18 protein-coding genes are annotated in these 15,324 nt (G+C 43.1%); 1 reads left to right on the plus strand and 17 read right to left on the minus strand.

The window, feature by feature from the left end; all coding sequences use genetic code 11:
* Nucleotides 1–3 precede the first annotated feature (3 nt).
* A complete protein-coding gene (locus Q7P97_RS15595) occupies nucleotides 4–117 on the plus strand; it encodes an adaptor protein MecA (protein WP_483315731.1) in 114 nt (37 codons plus the stop codon).
* Nucleotides 118–314: 197 nt separating this feature from the next.
* On the opposite strand, the gene Q7P97_RS07570 is transcribed toward Q7P97_RS15595, so the two are convergent.
* The 17 genes from Q7P97_RS07570 to Q7P97_RS07650 form a co-directional block, all read right to left on the minus strand.
* Nucleotides 315–518 (minus strand): hypothetical protein, encoded by a 204-nt coding sequence (locus Q7P97_RS07570; protein WP_303968625.1) that lies wholly within the window; start codon nucleotides 516–518, stop codon nucleotides 315–317.
* Nucleotides 519–654: 136 nt separating this feature from the next.
* Nucleotides 655–786, minus strand: a complete 132-nt coding sequence (locus tag Q7P97_RS07575; RefSeq protein WP_303968626.1) for a hypothetical protein — start codon at nucleotides 784–786, stop codon at nucleotides 655–657.
* Nucleotides 787–1,114: 328 nt separating this feature from the next.
* A complete protein-coding gene (locus tag Q7P97_RS07580) occupies nucleotides 1,115–1,240 on the minus strand; it encodes a hypothetical protein (protein ID WP_303968627.1) in 126 nt (41 codons plus the stop codon).
* Nucleotides 1,241–1,403: 163 nt separating this feature from the next.
* Complete coding sequence (locus Q7P97_RS07585) at nucleotides 1,404–1,829, minus strand: S1 domain-containing RNA-binding protein (RefSeq protein WP_029054887.1); 426 nt, start codon at nucleotides 1,827–1,829, stop codon at nucleotides 1,404–1,406.
* Nucleotides 1,830–1,950: 121 nt separating this feature from the next.
* Nucleotides 1,951–2,364 (minus strand): FtsB family cell division protein, encoded by a 414-nt coding sequence (locus Q7P97_RS07590; RefSeq protein ID WP_303968628.1) that lies wholly within the window; start codon nucleotides 2,362–2,364, stop codon nucleotides 1,951–1,953.
* A 29-nt stretch (nucleotides 2,365–2,393) separates the two neighbouring features.
* Nucleotides 2,394–2,879 (minus strand): spore cortex biosynthesis protein YabQ, encoded by a 486-nt coding sequence (gene yabQ, locus Q7P97_RS07595; protein ID WP_303968629.1) that lies wholly within the window; start codon nucleotides 2,877–2,879, stop codon nucleotides 2,394–2,396.
* Nucleotides 2,876–3,172, minus strand: a complete 297-nt coding sequence (yabP, locus tag Q7P97_RS07600) for a sporulation protein YabP (RefSeq protein WP_029054884.1) — start codon at nucleotides 3,170–3,172, stop codon at nucleotides 2,876–2,878. The genes yabQ and yabP overlap by 4 nt, the downstream gene beginning before the upstream one ends.
* Nucleotides 3,173–3,325: 153 nt before the next feature.
* Nucleotides 3,326–3,616 carry an RNA-binding S4 domain-containing protein gene (locus tag Q7P97_RS07605; RefSeq protein ID WP_303968630.1) on the minus strand — a complete coding sequence of 97 codons (291 nt, stop codon included), beginning with the start codon at nucleotides 3,614–3,616 and terminating at the stop codon, nucleotides 3,326–3,328.
* Entirely contained in the window at nucleotides 3,613–5,073 is a 1,461-nt protein-coding gene (gene yabN / locus Q7P97_RS07610) for a bifunctional methyltransferase/pyrophosphohydrolase YabN (protein ID WP_303968631.1), read from the minus strand. Before yabN ends, Q7P97_RS07605 begins: the two co-directional genes overlap by 4 nt.
* A 5-nt stretch (nucleotides 5,074–5,078) precedes the next feature.
* On the minus strand, nucleotides 5,079–6,671 hold the full coding sequence (locus Q7P97_RS07615; protein ID WP_303968632.1) for a putative polysaccharide biosynthesis protein: 1,593 nt from the start codon (nucleotides 6,669–6,671) through the stop codon (nucleotides 5,079–5,081).
* 46 nt (nucleotides 6,672–6,717) lie between these two features.
* A complete protein-coding gene (ytaF, locus tag Q7P97_RS07620) occupies nucleotides 6,718–7,311 on the minus strand; it encodes a sporulation membrane protein YtaF (RefSeq protein WP_303968633.1) in 594 nt (197 codons plus the stop codon).
* A 364-nt stretch (nucleotides 7,312–7,675) separates the two neighbouring features.
* Complete coding sequence (locus Q7P97_RS07625) at nucleotides 7,676–8,881, minus strand: NAD(P)-dependent malic enzyme (protein ID WP_303968634.1); 1,206 nt, start codon at nucleotides 8,879–8,881, stop codon at nucleotides 7,676–7,678.
* Nucleotides 8,882–9,455: 574 nt separating this feature from the next.
* Nucleotides 9,456–9,992, minus strand: a complete 537-nt coding sequence (gene spoVT / locus Q7P97_RS07630; RefSeq protein ID WP_303968635.1) for a stage V sporulation protein T — start codon at nucleotides 9,990–9,992, stop codon at nucleotides 9,456–9,458.
* A gap of 83 nt (nucleotides 9,993–10,075) precedes the next feature.
* A complete protein-coding gene (mfd, locus tag Q7P97_RS07635) occupies nucleotides 10,076–13,609 on the minus strand; it encodes a transcription-repair coupling factor (protein WP_303968636.1) in 3,534 nt (1,177 codons plus the stop codon).
* Nucleotides 13,610–13,712: 103 nt separating this feature from the next.
* Nucleotides 13,713–13,931, minus strand: coding sequence for an anti-sigma-F factor Fin (locus Q7P97_RS07640; protein ID WP_303968637.1), 219 nt, complete (start codon nucleotides 13,929–13,931; stop codon nucleotides 13,713–13,715).
* A gap of 53 nt (nucleotides 13,932–13,984) precedes the next feature.
* On the minus strand, nucleotides 13,985–14,548 hold the full coding sequence (pth, locus tag Q7P97_RS07645) for an aminoacyl-tRNA hydrolase (protein ID WP_303968638.1): 564 nt from the start codon (nucleotides 14,546–14,548) through the stop codon (nucleotides 13,985–13,987).
* An 80-nt stretch (nucleotides 14,549–14,628) separates the two neighbouring features.
* A complete protein-coding gene (locus Q7P97_RS07650; protein WP_303968639.1) occupies nucleotides 14,629–15,258 on the minus strand; it encodes a 50S ribosomal protein L25/general stress protein Ctc in 630 nt (209 codons plus the stop codon).
* Nucleotides 15,259–15,324 lie beyond the last annotated feature (66 nt).

The following is a 15,324-nucleotide window of genomic DNA, read 5'->3' on the forward strand; positions in this document are numbered from 1 at the left end:
AGTATGATTACAGAATACGGCGCGGTGTCTAAGATGTCTATTCATCGTATAGAGGAATATGGCAAAGTCGTCATGGAATCTGATGTATTTGAACAAGTAAACAAGTATTTCTCATAATACACTGAAAAGCTACCAGTAATCTGGTAGCTTTTTTTATTTTCGAGTCATTAGATTGATGTTTGACTGGTGATGTAAGTAGGGGAGGGTATAGGTCCCACTTCGGCAGTGGATGGCTACCGCGATAAGCCTACCATTCAGTCGCCTGCGTTAGAGGGTGTAGGGCAGGTCGGTTACTTGTTTTTCGAGTACACGGATTATTTGTTCGTACTAGTAAATAGGATACGATGGTAGGTAGTGGTTTTTGCACCTCCTTGCTTTTCCTTGTTTTGTGCAGAGGTAGTGGTTTGACTGGCAATGTAAGTGGGGCGGTCATTGGCCCCACTTCGGCGGTGGTGGATGGCTTCCGCAATGAGCCAGACAGGAAGTGCGCCTGACTGTCTCATTACTACGCCTACCACATGCAGCCGCCTTCGTTAGATGGGGTGTAGGGCAGTTCAGGTACTTGTTTTTCGAGTACGTGGATAATTTGTTCTTACAAGTAAGTAGGATACGATGTTGGGTAGTGGTTTTTACACCCCCTTACTCTTCCTTGTTTTATGCAGAGGTAGCGGTTTGACTAGCAAAGTAAGTGGGGCGGTCATTGGACCCACTTCGGCGGTGGTGGATGGCTTCCGCAATGAGCCAGACAGGAAGTGCGCCTGACTGTCTCATTACTACGCCTACCACATGCAGCCGCCTACGTTAGATTATGTGTAGGACAGTTCGGATACTCGTTTTACAAGAATAGGAACTAGTACTACCCGGTCACTGGTTTTCTTCTTTTATAAACCACAACCTAAATTGGTAAGTACTTAGCAGCGCAGGCACAACTGCGGGGTCGGCCGTGGCCATGAGACAGCTAGCAGAGCTCCACCGCTAGTTGGCTCATGGCTGGAGGCAATCCCCCACGTGCCTGTGCGGGTCCAAAGCATGACCCTCACTACTTTCCATGCACAAGCCAATCTAGAGCAACGATCCACTGGTCTTCATCTTTTCTAAAACACTATTTAACTTGTCAACCACTCAGTAGCCCAGGCACAACTGCGGGGTAGGCCGTGGCCATGAGACAGCTAGCAGCTCCACCGCTAGTTGGCTCATGGCTGGAGGCAATCCCCCACGTGCCTGCGTGGGTCCAAAGCATGACCCTCACTGCATTCAATGACCAAGCAAAATTCGAGCAACGACCCAACACCAGTCAATACATCCAAATATATTTTCAGACACAAAAAACGCATGCTCCATAGTGCGGAACATACGTATAGGATGTCATCTGATTTTAGTTCACAGTTGAAACAGTCAGCAAGTTATCCCCTTCTAGCTCCACGACCGCCACGTTTGGACTCTGTCGCTCTCTTTAAGGTAGTTAGACGTTCTTCGCTGTCCTTCATGAACTTTGCCATCTTCTGCTCAAAGTTCTCTGGTCGTTCAAAGCTTGGCTTGCTTCCTTGACGAGGTCTCGTTGGACGTTGTGGACGCTGTGGACGCTGTTCTGACTCAGGCTTCGCCTTACGGATGGAAAGACCGATTTTACCATCAGATCCCACATTCATTACCTTCACTTCAACCATATCACCGACTTTTAAATGATCGTTTATATCTTTGACATAATTGTCAGCTACTTCACTAATATGGACTAATCCTGTGGATCCGCTTGGCAATTCAACAAATGCCCCAAAATTTGTGATCCCGGTTACTTTACCCTCTAACTTGCTGCCTACTTCAATTGACATAAAAAAAATGCTCCTCCTTAAGTTTTAAGCGGCTCGTAAGCCTATCAACCATATTGGCAGTGCCTGTATTTTACAGACTCCTACTTATATTATAGCCAACAAAAAAAGAGTGTCAACTTGACTACTCTTTTTCGGACTCTTTTTCAGAAACTTTCTTCTTATCTGGAATGGAAAAAATGATCTCGTCGGACTCAGAAAGAAAGTATTCCTTGCGGGCAAGTTTAGCAATATATTCATCATCATCCAGACGAATTAACTGCGTATTCAGTTGGTCTTGCTGTTCTTTCAAATCCTCTAGTATAGCCGTTGCTTGTTCTTTTTCCTTATGTTTGGCAGCCAGAATTTCTTTCTGTCCAGCATTCATATTGAATAAACTTCCAGCAACCACACAGACGATAACAAAAAATACAGCTAGTCGATTACGCAGACGTTTTTGTTGTGCTTTTTTAAAATTTTCTTTTTTTTGCATGGAGCGCACATAGTCTGTATCGATTGATGTTACATTCTTCGTTGAGGGCTTCTGTGTTTTTTTCATGGCGCACACACCTTTCTGACGTAATTCTACTATTGCACTCTATTATATAGTACTCTGCATTTTTTTTGAAGGTATTTCCCTATGTTCTTTACTAATCGTGTAAATGGAGACATGATTAGTGACAAAATAGAGACTATTACATAGACAATACGGTGAATCGTCAGGTAGACAAGACGAATGATGAGCCAAATCGGCCTAAGCACCACAAGTAACAATAGTCTACCTACGAATCTGACAGGACTATGGAAGATGGCAGCGTACAATAACAAGCCACTAACCTGGGCAACGGGGTCATACATTCTCCATGCCCCGTCACGTACTATAAGTAATACCAAAAAGGCTCCAATCCCTAACATAATCCAGATGATGCACTCAAGCCAGAATGCCCATCTTCTAATGAACGAACGTTTATCGCACGCAGCGATAATCGTTCCGAATAAATCCATTACAATTCCACCAGCAATCCCTGTCCCGATCATCGCCAACAGACTGAAGAACTGGACGGATAGGCTCATCCGAATAGTTTATGGAGGAAATTGCGTGAGCCTGCTTCTTCATCGTCGTATTGCAAAGTTTGGACTGTACCTTCAAGTGTAAGCAAGCCCTTGTCCACATCTAGATGTACAATACGCAGTTCCTCCCCACGGATTTGCAGTACGCCAAGCGATGTTCTAACAAGAAATTCCTCCTGATCAAAGCGGTCGATCGTTTTCACGGATGTGAGATCCATTCTTTTGCGATTGCGCATCGTCACTACGTGGTCTCCTGATGGAATAGTATACATTGAGCTGTCTGTTTGAATCTGCATATGCGTCCCCCTTCTCTAGTACGTTCCCCATATCATATGCAGGGGCTTGGCCAAACATGACAAGCTGTTTTTAATTGAAGTACAAATCCCATTAGCTAGTCTATCTATTAAAAAAGACAACCCAACTACAGGCTGTCTCTTCGTTAATTAGTTTTAATTTTCATCATCCACAAATTCAGGCTCCACTTTGTCCAAGCGCTCTTCACTTGTGATCGTGTACATGCCTGCCGCGTCCTCTTTCTTAGTAGACGCCTTCAGCTCATTAACTGTAGCATTGACAATTTTCTGACCGAAGCGGATGGATAGCTCATCCCCCGGTTTGACGACTGAAGAGGCTTTGGCCACTTTTCCGTTAATCGTAATTCTCCCTTGGTCCGCCACTTGCTTTGCGAGTGTACGGCGTTTGATAAAGCGGGATACTTTAAGAAATTTATCTAGTCTCATTTGGATTCTCCCTTTCGTTTGGCCTGTTGCCAGAACTCTTCAAGTTCCTCTAATGTATAGTCTTCAAAACTGCCGCTTCCTTGTTTAACGGACTGCTCCACAAATTGAAAACGGGATTTGAACTTTTCATTTGTATGCCACATCGCTTCTTCTGGTGAGATCTTGAGGAATCTTGCGATGTTGACGATAGTGAATAGGACATCTCCAAGCTCGTCCAGCTGTTGCTCCACTCCGCCGTTATGCACTTCTTCCTGGAACTCTTGCCACTCTTCTTGGAACTTGTCAAAAGCTCCTTCTATAGAAGGCCAGTCGAATCCTACTTTGGCTGCGGTCTTTTGATAGTTATAAGATGTTAGCAAAGAGGATGCCAATCGCTCTTGTCCTTCTAACAATGTAGATGTTTTCGGTTTTTCTTGGTCCTTGATCGCTTGCCAGTTCGTCAGCACTTCATCTGTAGTGTCAGCTTCAGCTTGCGCAAATACATGTGGATGGCGACGAATCATTTTAGCTGCGACCGTTTCAAGTACGTCTTCCATCGTAAAGTAGCCGTTGTCTTCGCCGATTTGTGCATGAAGGAATACTTGTAGTAATACATCTCCTAGCTCTTCGACGATCGCGTCATCATCTTCTTCATCAATCGCCTGAATCAACTCAAAGGATTCTTCGATTAAATAGCGCTTCAATGATTCATGCGTTTGCTCGCGATCCCAAGGGCAACCATCCGGTCCACGTAAAATTGCAATGATCTCTCTTAATGAATTCCACTCTTTTAGCCGCTGTTCATTATCCAGTATTGGTGGTACATAAACTGTCGTCAAGTTATTCAATGTCACTGTGCGATCAAGCTCGAACAACGGGACGTCAGTCAGTTTTTCATCTTGGGAACCCGCTGATGTAACGATGGTGACAACATGATGGTCAGGGTACTTCTCCATCAAAGATAATTTCACTTCAGATGCAACGAATGCATCGTAGACTTGTCCAATTAATACGTGTTGATCCATGCGTACATCATCACGTTTCAAGTCCGTGCCATCCAGTAGCTGGAACCCTTCAATTGGATCGATACGGAGTGCCGTGAAAATCGGGTCAAGAAAGCTGCTGCCCCCCGCGATATGAAGTTCAATTTCACCTGTACGTTCTTTTTCAATTAATAATTGAACCGTACGTTCCGCCACAAGCGGGTGTCCTGGCACAGCGTATGTAATTGGCTGATGCACACTCATTTCAAAAAGTTTGTCGACGATTTGCTGATAGACGGCTTCAAATGAATCATTCGCTTCATAAATCGAATCGAAGCTTTCCATTTCTACCCCTTCTGAACGCAACTCCGCAACGACGGGATGCTCTTCCGTTCGAATGTAAAGATGGTCCGCTTCTTTCAATAGGCGATACGTGCCAAGTGATAGTTGTTCTAAATCACTTGCGCCCAATCCGATTACTGTTATTTTATTCATATCATTCACCTTCTATTTTTAGTTAGCCATAGTTGAGCAGTCGCCAATCGTTTCCCGAAAGGTAGTAAATACCACTCTTTTTCTTTCATTATACGTGATTTCAGGACGACGAAAAGGAATATGATCGCTCCAATTGCGACAGCTGATATGGCAGTTAATGTTGAGCTTATTCGTGGTGACAGGCCGGCAAATAGCCAATAATCGGCGATGAACATCCACGGAATCAGTACCCCTGTCATGGCCACACCTGCAATAAGCAACACGGTGTAAAAACGTCGCGGTACTAATGGGAACTTCCAAAACCTTTTGAAATAGAAGATCAATAACACAGCAACGATCGCAAACGCGATGGCACCTGAGGCGGCTGCACCTTCAATTCCATATCGTCGTACCATCCATGGTGTAGTCGTTAGTTTTATTGCGATGCCAAGCAACATGAGTAATAACGGCCCACGTACTTTTCCACTTCCTTGAAGAATAGCGGTTAGTGGTAAAATAATCGACAACCAGAAAATCTGGATGCAGAAGATGATCAGCGCGACAGAGCCTGTTCGCGTCTGGAATAGCATTTCATTGACGAAAGGCAGTACGAGAACCAATCCTATTGTCGCAGCCCAGCCGAATAAAATAGATGTCCTGAATGTCAGACTTATAAACGGCAATGCACCTTTTCCGCCCATTTTGGATGCGTGATGCGCAATTAAAGGAACAAGTGCTAACGCTAATGTAGAAGCGAGTAAAATACCCATTTGCGCAAGCGGCTGTCCTCGGTCATAGACGCCTTTCATTTCCATGGCAGTCTCACTCATCACACCAGCCTCGACTAATGCATTATAGATCGTGAAAGAATCCACTAATTGAAACACCAATAAAATTAATGAACTCGCACTGACACCAATGCTGATTTTGGTCAGATCTCTAATTACTTGCCACGGCTTTACAGTCGCTATCGTCATACGCTCCCGCTGTAGAAAGAACCTTGTTAGAATCAATACACCTACCGCTTCTCCTGCTACTGCAGCCCACATCGTGATTTCTCCTACTTTATAAAGTGAAGCCCCTGCACGCAACGCAATCCATGTACCTGCCAACACGATCACAACCCTGAACAGCTGCTCTGAGACGTTAGAGATGGCTACAGGTATCATTTGCCCCTCTGATTGAAAGACACCCTTTAGCACAGCAAGGAATGGCAATACGAGCACGATATACGCGCCAGTCTGCAATACAGGTGCCAAAGCAGGGTCTCCCATTAAATCAGCGAAGAACGATGATCCTGATCGTAATAACAGAAAAACCCCTACTGATAACGCGAGAAGATAGGCGAGCGATACTCGTAAAATTCCACGTGACTCTCCAGGTCCTTTACTCTCCGCGAGCATTTTAGAGACAGCGACGGCAAAACCTGAAGATGTCCATACGATAAATATTCCGATGAATGGATACACTTGCTGATAAATATAAAAACCTTTATCTCCAACTAAGTTTTGAAAAGGGACCCGATAGACCGCGCTCAGCACTTTGACAATGATGGCGGCAATCGTCAGAATCGACGCACCCTTCATAAACGACTTCATATTCCATTTAGTCAACGCCATATACGCGCCTCTTTCATTTGATGATGGTTCCTAGTATACCATTTCATTAGAATAGGCGTGTGACTGCAATTAATAAAATAATGACACCACTCATGAATGTCCCGAACTGGCCAACTGACATCTTGCCAATTCGCACACCTGCCAGTTTTGCACCCAATCCTACACCGATCGATAATGTGATGTAGCTACCCACAGCTGCCGACAGCGCGATAGCTAACGGTGATAATGTCAAAAGCCCCGCCCCTACTCCGTTCGTCAATGCATTCGCGGAAAGCGCGATCCCAAGTAACAAAGCTTCACCCAGACTAATATGCGAAGATCCGTCAAAGTCCATTTTTTCGGGTTCACTGAACACATTCGCTTGATGTTTCCTCTGTTGACGAAACGCGATCACCACGATGCGTATTCCGATGATGCTGAGCACAGCAAACGCTATGAGATCAGGTAAGATTCCTGGCAATAATACAGCTAACCATGCACCTGAGACGATGCCGATTAAACTGAAGATGAAACAAATTGCCGCAATGAGTGCATTTGAAGTGGGTGGAATTCGAACCCGCTGTACGCCGTAAGAAAGTCCGACTCCAAAGTTGTCGATACTAGATGAAATTGCAAAGCCTATGATCAGTAGCCAAGTCATTCCGCTCCCTCCAGCCGATTTGGTTTTATCATACTATACGTGCACAACGAAGCCGGCGTGTGTGCGCTAGGCGCTATAGAAGAACAAACCTTAGAGCGGTTGCACAGTGTTTATGATCGCTTAGGGAGTATGATTGAGCACTCGCTCATGTAGATAGAGCGGAAATCCGGCGCCATAGAGCGGTTGACTAGGAACTATGAGCAGTTGCAGTAATTAATGAGCGCCCCCTGTTATCAATAATTCGGAAGTCCATGATAAAGAGTTCAGCCCGAACGTCGAACATCGTTCTGTCCTCTTCGTCTACTCACTCCATAAAAAAACGTCTTTCCTATAGTTGTTAGGAAAGACGGGTCATTATTCATCTTCATCTGGGTGTAGGCAAAATCAGTTCCTTTGCAACGGATACACCTGAGCGCATGGCCGCTTTTCCTACCGCATGCGCAACAATTGTTGGAATACGATCATCAAACGGATCCGGAATGATGTAATCATCACGCAGATCTTCATCCTTGATCAAATCTGCAATCGCGTACGTTGCTGCGAGCTTCATCTCTTCATTGATTTCTGTCGCTCTAACGTCTAGAGCTCCACGGAATATGCCCGGGAATGCTAAGACGTTGTTGACTTGGTTAGGATAATCGGAACGGCCTGTCGCAATAATGCGCACACCGTATTCTTCAGCCAACTCCGGTTTCAACTCAGGCATTGGATTCGCAAGACCAAATACGATTGGATCTGTATTCATCAGCGCAATCAATTCCTTCGTTAGCAAGTTTGCAACAGATACACCAACGAATATGTCTGCACCTTTCATTGCGTCTGCTAATGAACCTTCAATCTTCTCTCGATTCGTGACGCGTGACATTTCATGCTTCACATTATTCATTGCGTTCTCTCGGCCTTCATAAATAATTCCTTTTGAATCACACATAATAATGTTTTCGAAGCCCATACTCAACAATAGTTTTGTAATCGCAACTCCAGCGGCACCGGCACCGTTCAAGACGATTTTAACTTCTTCTTTTTGTTTCCCCACTACTTTCAATGCATTAAGCAATCCAGCTCCTACTACAATTGCCGTGCCATGTTGATCGTCGTGGAAAATTGGAATACTACATTCTTCACGCAATCTACGCTCAATTTCGAAACAACGGGGAGCAGAGATATCTTCCAGATTTACCGCACCAAATGTTGGGCTAATTGCTTTTACAATATTGACGATTTCATCCACATCTTTTGTATCAAGACATATAGGGAATGCATCGATCCCTGCAAATTGCTTCAGCAATAATGCTTTTCCTTCCATTACTGGCAAAGCAGCCTCAGGACCGATATCTCCTAAACCAAGTACAGCCGTTCCATCTGTTACAACTGCAACTAAATTCCCCTTAATTGTATATTCATACGCTAGTGATGGGTCGTGAGCGATTTCTACACATGGTTCAGCCACTCCTGGCGAGTACGCCAAACTCAAATCCTCTTTATTCTCTAACGGTACTTTCGAAACGACTTCCATTTTTCCATTGTGAATTTGATGCATGTGTAAAGAAGATTTATACTTCCTGTTCATAATATCGCTCTCCCTGTCCGGTTTTTTATTGTTCCTTCGTGTTGGTAGTGATTATAAGCGCAAACGCAAACCAATTACAAGCATCAATATTCTTTCAAATCAAAAAATTGTAAATTCGTAAGCGGTTACATTCCCTTTGTCAAAGGTTTTATACTGGTTTTAAAAAAAGTAAAAAAAGTTTTGACTTTTAGTCTTTTTAGTAGTATGTGAAACGTTTCACTTTTGACTTCATGGCTTGTGAAGCCCTTCACTAAGCGGTTTTGTGAAAACCTTCACGTAAAGATTTTACACGTGAAAACGGAATTATACAGTCAGTATGTGAAGTGTTTCACTTTTTAAACGAAGAAAAAAATTGAACTTTTCGGGAGGTGTATTCGGATGATTTCGGTTTTTTATGCGAGTTTATTCAATAATTTATTAACGAATTATAAGTATTACGACTGCCCTATATGTACTATAAATCTATAAATAATGTAAAACATTCAACCAACAATAAACTGGACGATAAAAAACTCACAGCAGATACGTCTACTGTGAGTTTTCATTAAAAATTTTACATATTTATCAAACTTGCTTAGTTTTCCATTTGTTTTGCCAAGAAATTGGCTGCTGTCTCTGCAGCCTTTTGTTCAACTTCACCAACAAAGTGAACCTTTGACAGCAAATAGATCGCGCCTATTGCATCACCATTTGTAATAATTGGTGCTATACAATAGGATTTAATCTGCTCCACTTGACCCGGCACCCATTCGACCGTCTTTTCGTGTTTTTCCATGATAGTGGACCTACCATTAAGGATCTCCTCACAAACGGGTGACAATTGGCGGTTCATATAATCTTTCTTGGCAAGACCCGCCACCGCGAGCATCTCGTCACGGTCACTGATCAACGCCGGCGTACCAATTGTTTCGTAAAGTGATTCCGCATATTCCACAGCAAATTCACCAAGCTCTGATATAGGTGAATACTTCTTTAATATGACTTCCCCTTCACGATCGGTGAATATTTCCAAAGGGTCACCTTCACGAATGCGAAGTGTCCTTCTAATTTCTTTTGGTATCACAACTCTTCCCAAGTCATCAATTCTGCGGACAATACCCGTTGCTTTCATGTATAATGCCTCACTTTCTCGAAATGAAATGTATTTCTGAGAGTAGTATGCATCAACATTGGTCATTTTATGCAATCGAGGTGTTACAAGGCATCCGAAGATTCTACTTCCTTTGCCGTTTCCTGCATCGTGTGTACCATGTCTTCGACCATATCGAACTCCGTGAACTGATTGGACTTCTTTTCATTCACGGTTACAGTAATTTGTCCATTATCAATAGTTAGTCCAACTGCATGGCCAAACTTCAACGAGCGTTCCATCAGTTTTGCGCCGTCAGCACGAGCTGTTCCTTCTTCAGATAAACGAATTTCTACTATACCTTGCACATTTTTGATGGAGACCACGCCAGCATCACGTCCCCAAGCCTTCATGCGTCCAACGCGTAGCAATAGGTCAGCTTCAAATGGCATATCGCCAAAGCGGTCGATCATTTCATCGACGAGCTCCAAGTAATCCTCATCGCCCGTAATCGCTTTTACGCGTTTATACATTTGGATTTTTTGATAACCGTCTTGAATGTATGTTTCAGGCAAGTATGCATTAATAGGCAAAGAAATTTCGACATCCACTTTATCTTCTTTGACAACACCGGTCTGTCTTTCTTCTATCGCTTCTTGTAGCAATTGCGAATACAAATCGAAACCGACTGAATCAATAAATCCATGTTGCTGTGAGCCGAGTAAATTTCCTGCCCCTCGAATGGATAGATCACGCATCGCAATTTTAAAGCCAGATCCAAGTTCAGTGAACTCTTTAATCGCCTGCAAGCGATTTTCCGCGACTTCAGTCAACACTTTATCACGCTGATAGAGCATATAGCTGTATGCTACACGGTTTGAACGGCCGACCCGTCCACGCAATTGATAGAGCTGTGACAGCCCCATCCGATCCGCGTCATGAACAATCAACGTATTGACGTTCGGGATGTCGATTCCTGTTTCAATGATGGTTGTCGTAACAAGCACATCAAATTCCCCTTCAAGGAAACTCAAAATCACCGCTTCCAGGGCAGCTTCCCCCATACGACCGTGCGCAGAGGCAATACGTGCTTCAGGTACCAAGTCACGGATTTCCTGCACTTTGCGATCCATATCTTCTACTCGGTTATATAAATAGAAGACCTGTCCGCCGCGGCCCATCTCTCGCTCAATTGCTTCTCGTACCAAACCACCGTTATATTCCATGACATATGTCTGGACAGGGAAGCGATTGGCTGGTGGTGTTTCAATGACAGACAGGTCACGTACGCCCATCATTGACATATGCAAAGTTCTTGGAATCGGTGTTGCAGTCAACGTCAGCACGTCTACGTTATTTTTCAACTGCTTCAACTTTTCTTTATGTGTTACACCAAAACGTTGCTCTTCATCGACAACGAGAAGCCCAAGATCTTGATACACTACGTCTTTTGACAATAATCGATGTGTACCGATGACAATATCGACAGTTCCCGCTTTCAGTCCTTTGATCGTTTCATCTTGTTCTTTCTTCGTGCGAAAACGATTAAGTAATGAAACGGTTACAGGATAATCCGCGAAACGTTCTTTCATCGTCTCAAAATGTTGCTGTGCCAAAATAGTAGTCGGCACCAAAAAGGCCACTTGTTTACCGTTCGTTACCGCTTTAAATGCAGCACGGATCGCAACTTCCGTTTTTCCATACCCTACATCCCCACATAACAATCGATCCATTGGTCGTATACGTTCCATATCTTTTTTGATTTCATCAATGGATTGCAACTGGTCTTGCGTTTCTTCATACGGGAAAGCATTTTCAAATGAACGTTGCAAATCATCGTCTTCACCAAAAGCAAATCCTTTTTCCGCTTCTCGCCTTGCGTACAACTTGATCAAGTCATCTGCAATATCTTGTATGGCCGCTGTCACTTTGCGTTTTGTTTTAACCCAATCGGTACCGCCAAGTTTATGTAACTTCGGCTCTTTTTCACCGGAAGCGACATACTTTTGAATTAAATCAATCTGATCAGCAGGTACAAAGAGTTTATCTTCACCGCGGTAACGAATATCTAAATAGTCTTTCTGGATGCCTTTGACATCAAGCGTAACGACGCCATAATATTTCCCGATACCGTGATGAACATGGACGATATAGTCGCCCGGCTTGATTTCCGAGTAACTTTTGATCCGCTCAGCGTTCGTTAGTTTAGGGGCTCGTGCTTTACGTTTCGGCTTGCCTGTAAACAGCTCTGCATCTGTAATAACCGCAAGTTTCTGAAACGGCAATTCAAATCCCGCAGACAAATCCCCTTCTATAATCGACAATATACCTTCTTTACTAGGCTTACCATCTATCACTGCTTCTATATCATACTCTCGTAAAATCTCTTGGATCGTATGCATTCTTTCATTTGAAGAAGCCAATAGAAAGACGTTATATTTACCTTGCTTCCAACGCTCTATTTCACTTTTCAGCAGAGGCATCTGGCTATGGAATTGTTGCATCGGCTTACAAGAAATCGAAATAGACTTCTTAATAGTAAATCCAGGTACCGCACGTGTAAATAAAGATAGATAGAATCGTTGCTGCTTAATACCCTCAAGTACTTGTTCGTATTTCCACGCTAGTTTCGTATCATGTAGCATTTTCCCGTCTTCAAGCATCGAAAGCTGATACTCCTGCTCTTCTGACTCCAACGTAGCCGCCGATTCTTGTATGCGGCCCAATTCATCAAAAATGATAAGACCGTTTGTCGGCAAGTAATCCGTCAACATCGCACTTGCTTCAGAGGAAAATGACGCGTATTTCTTCATCGCTTCTGGCACAATACCATCTTTCATCATGCCTATATCTTGCATAATCGTCATCAATAATTGTTGTTGTAATTCTTCACTTTTAATTTTTGTTAAACTTTCGCCCAACGCTTGCTCCACTTTTTGTGAAACTTGTTGTAATTCATCAGGTGTCCAGATAAATTCGGTCGCTGGTAACAAAGTAATTGAATCCAATTTACCTGTAGAACGCTGATCTTCTGCCGAAAATGTCCGGATCGAATCAATTGTCGTATCGAATAACTCTATACGTACAGGTTCTGCCATCGTCAGCGGATAGACGTCTAATATTCCGCCACGCAACGCAAATTCACCCGGTGCACTCACCAGGTCTTTTCGTATATAGCCCATGGATACAAGCTTCTCTAGCCAAATACCCATATCAATCTCATCATCTGTCGTAGCCGTTACATAGTGTGCCAACCAGCGTTCCTTTGACGGCAATAACTTGCGCAAGCCCGCAACTGGCGTGATATATATACCACTACCTGTACGCGCCATGTGGTCTAGCGTGTCAATCCTGCCTGCACGCAGTTCATAACTAGCGAATGAAAAGTCTGCAGCAACCAATTCTTCCGCTGTATACAAGTGAATATGCTCATCACTAACCAATTTACTTACATCTTCATATGTTCGTTGTGCTTGAAGCATATTGGGTGAGACAATCAAGACAGGACGTGTCAGTGACTGCTGAATTAGTTTAAAGAAAATCGCTTTGGAACCACCTGAAAGACCTGTAATCAACTGCTGATCCTGTCCATCTTCTAAATCGTTCAGCAATCCTCGAATCTCTTTCTCTTCCAGAAAAAGTTGTTCTATTACTCCCACTCGGCTCCTCCTCCTTATCTATTAAATTAGTTTATCTATTTATGTCGATCAGAATACTTTATACACAAAAAGCTTTGGCAATCAGCGCCAAAGCATCTGTTACTTATTGTAACCATTTCTTTAAGGTGTAATAATCCGGGAACTTCTGCAATGATTGCTCGCAGTGTTCACAAATACATCGTATGTGCAAGCCACCATCCGGATCTACGGATAAATATGAACTTTTATCTGCGTCGTCTAACTGACTGATAGTTTCCTTGGCCGATTCAAATGGAATGGAGCCCATTTCCGTCTGGCAGTGATTGCAAGAATAACGGATCATACTCTCTTCACCTTCCTTTTTCAAAGTATAGGCAAAGAGTGGCGGTATTATGCTTATCCGTTAAATTTATTCATCACTTCGAGGAATGGTGTCTTTTTTGTCCATTCTTCACAAGCATCTGCACTTTTTTGTATCGCATCTTCAATCAACGGCTGCTCGTCCTTGCTAAATGGAGATAATACATAGTCAGCGACTTTCATGCCACCATTTGGACGGTCAACACCGATACGGATCCGATTGAATTCAGACGTGCCTAGGTGTGCAATGAGCGACTTCATACCATTGTGGCCGCCAGCACTTCCTTTTTGTCGAAGTCGAATCTTTCCTGCAGGTAAATCTAAATCATCGTATAACACAACAATTTCTTCATCATTTACTTCAAAATAATCCGCTAAAGGACGAACGCATTCTCCAGACAAGTTCATATACGTCATAGGCTTCAGTAAAATCACTTTACCTTCAGGTGTATGGACGGTTGTAAATTGCCCATTAAACTTTTGCTGGAATGCTGGTGCTTGAAAGCGTTTAGCTAATTCATCAATGACTTGAAATCCAATATTGTGACGCGTGTTTTCATAGTTCTTCCCGGGATTTCCGAGACCAATTAGTAATTTCATGTTTTTCTCTTCCTTTTCTAAACGATATATATACATAGAAAAGGAGCGCACGGTTTACACTCGTGCGCCCATTTTGTAACTTATTTTTCTTCTTTATCTTCACCGATTACTTCCGGCTCTGCTTCAGTGCTTTCAGTAGCTTCATCCAATGCTTCTAGTTCAGCTTCAGTACGTGGTGCAGAGATTGTTACTAATCCTACTTCATCTTCAGTCAGGATTTCAAACTTCACTTTGTCGCGGATATCGCCAACAAGAATCGTTTCTCCGATTTGAAGTTCAGAAACATCAACGTCGATATGATCAGGAATTTCAGAAGGTTTTACGCGGATTGTAACTTCCCATACTGGTTGTTGAACAGTTCCGCCTTCTTTTTCACCTGGAGCAGTTCCAACTAAGTTGATTGCTACGTCTACTTCAAGCTCTTCTGTCATGTTGATCGCTAAGAAGTCAGCGTGTGTAAGGAAACCAGTCAATACGTCAGACTGGTAATCGTTTAGTACAACGTTTACATCTTTATCTTCAACAGTCAGTTTGATTACGCCATTTCTTCCTGTTTCACGAAGTGTGTCTAGAAGATCGCGTTCTTTTACTGCAATTGGTGTGCTTTCCGTTTTATAACCATAAACTACGGAAGGAATCCAACCATTTTTTCGTAATTCGCTTACTGTTTTCTTGTCAGTTTCTCTTGATTTCGACTGAATTGTGCTCATTTGTCAAGTCACCTATCCTATCTTAATTTTTTTGGGATTTTTAATATCAGAAGACAAGTGTTAACT

The organism is Sporosarcina ureae (assembly GCF_029267015.1).
GTDB classification, from domain to species: Bacteria; Bacillota; Bacilli; order Bacillales_A; family Planococcaceae; genus Sporosarcina; species Sporosarcina ureae_D.